At 58.0% G+C, this 1,962-nt stretch carries 1 protein-coding gene, 3 tRNA genes and 1 pseudogene; all 5 read left to right on the forward strand.

Annotation, left to right across the window (positions count from 1 at the left end):
• Positions 1-548 precede the first annotated feature (548 nt).
• Positions 549-1,304 (forward strand): glycosyltransferase family 25 protein, encoded by a 756-nt coding sequence (locus PNO31109_RS21735; RefSeq protein ID WP_277396714.1) that lies wholly within the window; start codon positions 549-551, stop codon positions 1,302-1,304.
• Between the two features lie 172 nt (positions 1,305-1,476).
• Positions 1,477-1,562 (forward strand) — tRNA-Tyr (locus tag PNO31109_RS21740).
• A gap of 73 nt (positions 1,563-1,635) precedes the next feature.
• Positions 1,636-1,709, forward strand: a tRNA-Gly gene (locus PNO31109_RS21745).
• A 34-nt stretch (positions 1,710-1,743) separates the two neighbouring features.
• Positions 1,744-1,818, forward strand: a tRNA-Thr gene (locus PNO31109_RS21750).
• Between the two features lie 73 nt (positions 1,819-1,891).
• Positions 1,892-1,962 (forward strand): annotated as a pseudogene (locus tag PNO31109_RS22475) (GTP-binding protein); the annotation flags it as partial.

The raw sequence follows: 1,962 nt of genomic DNA on the forward strand, positions 1-1,962 counted from the left end.
CTCCACGCCGATGATAGTGCGGATTCCCGTGTGAAAGTAGGTAATCGTCAGGCTCCCCTTAAAAACCCCTTGCCAGTTGCCTGGTAAGGGGTTTTTGCTTTGCAGGGGCACTTGAGTGTTGCTTTTGCCTGCCTCCGAAAATGAAGCCTCGGTATGCATGGATGGCCCCATGCCGGCACGGGCGCAATGCGCTGGCGGGGCGTCAAGGCCATGCCGACGCGGACAGGGAGCGCTTTTTGTACGTTGGCCTTCGGTCAATCCATGCTCGGGAGGGCGCTCGGCAGGGGGGAGTCGGGGCTGCAGACGCCGCTGCAGCGCAGCGAAATACCCAAAGTTCCGGTAGCGAGCACTTATTCGCGTCCTCGATTGACTGCATGGAACCGGCCAGATTTGTGCCATTACGCCACCGCAATTCCTTCTGTCGCCGAACCTGTCAGAAACGGGAGCCTTCATTGGCATCGACTTCGTCCGTTAATATGCCGTGGACCCCATCTCGACCCGGCGCTCGAAGACGTTTGCGCAGCTCAACTCAATACGAAATGAACCAGATGTATTCCTCGGGGCTTAAGTTACCTCCAGTCATTGTCATCTCCCTTGTCGACAGTCACGATCGTCGAGCCCATATGACAGAGCAGATGGCGCGGGCGGGCGTGCCTTTTCGATTCTTCGACGCCAAGCGTATTCGCGAATATCCGCCGACCTATGATGCGCAAACGCGCCTCCGAATTTACGGCAACCACCTGACGCTTGGCGAAGTTGGGTGCTACGACAGCCACTATCAGATCTGGCAAGCACTTGTCCGGTCCGACGACGACATCTGGTGTGTCCTCGAGGATGACATCGAACTGATGGCCGACTTCGCACCACGCTTGGCCTCGGCGCTCGAGGTCACCGTGCCGTGGGGCATCCTGCGGCTCAAGAGCGAAGGCTCCGCCGGTAGTTGGCGAGTCGGCGAGTTGCCGGGCGGTGGTGCGCTCTGCGACCATCGCAAGCAGCCGGGAGGAACGCAGGGATATCTCATTCGCCGCGATGCGGCGCTCGCCCTGCTCGAATACGGCAAGCGGATGATTCACCCGGTCGACGATATGCTCAACCGCAATTGGGAGCACGGCGTTCGTATGATTTCCATGGTGCCGAAGATCGTCGATCACAGGGATGACCAACTTGGCACGACGATCGACGGCCGCCGCAAGGCGAAACGTTCCATCGTTCAGAAGCTGCGCCGCGAATTCCACATGGGGCGGGACAGTCTGAACAGCCATCTGGATGCGTGGCGCCGTCGCAGACTCGGGCACCATGCCTGAGCGACTCGACGCCCGGCGCTCCGCCTCTCCTGTTATCCCGATTTCCAAGAAAATCAAAGACTTGCTTCGCGGATGAGAGTTCGGCGCCATGTCTGGCACAGAATCTGCGTATTTAATTCAGGGAAGGTGTTGACAAGGCGAGGGGACATCTCCATAATTGCAAATTCTCTGCGGAGGGGTGCCCGAGTGGCTAAAGGGGGCAGACTGTAAATCTGTTGGCTTACGCCTACGTTGGTTCGAATCCAACCTCCTCCACCAGAATGCGGAAGTAATGAGCGCCGAAAACCCGGTTTTCGGCGCTTGTTACCAAGAAGCGAGAGTCGGAATCCAAGCGGGTGTAGCTCAATGGTAGAGCAGAAGCCTTCCAAGCTTATGACGAGGGTTCGATTCCCTTCACCCGCTCCAGGTGACGCGCAGACGCAGTAGAAGCAATGGATTCGCCCATGTGGCTCAGTGGTAGAGCACTCCCTTGGTAAGGGAGAGGTCGGCAGTTCGATCCTGCCCATGGGCACCACAAGATAGTGTGAAGCGCGGCAATCAACATGCCGAGCAACCTCGGCAAAAGATAACCCCGTTAGGAGTCGGAAATGGCAAAGGAAAAATTCGAGCGGACCAAGCCGCACGTGAACGTTGGCACCATCGGTCACGTTGACCATGG

This window comes from Pandoraea nosoerga, assembly GCF_902459585.1.
Classification (GTDB): Bacteria; Pseudomonadota; Gammaproteobacteria; order Burkholderiales; family Burkholderiaceae; genus Pandoraea; species Pandoraea nosoerga.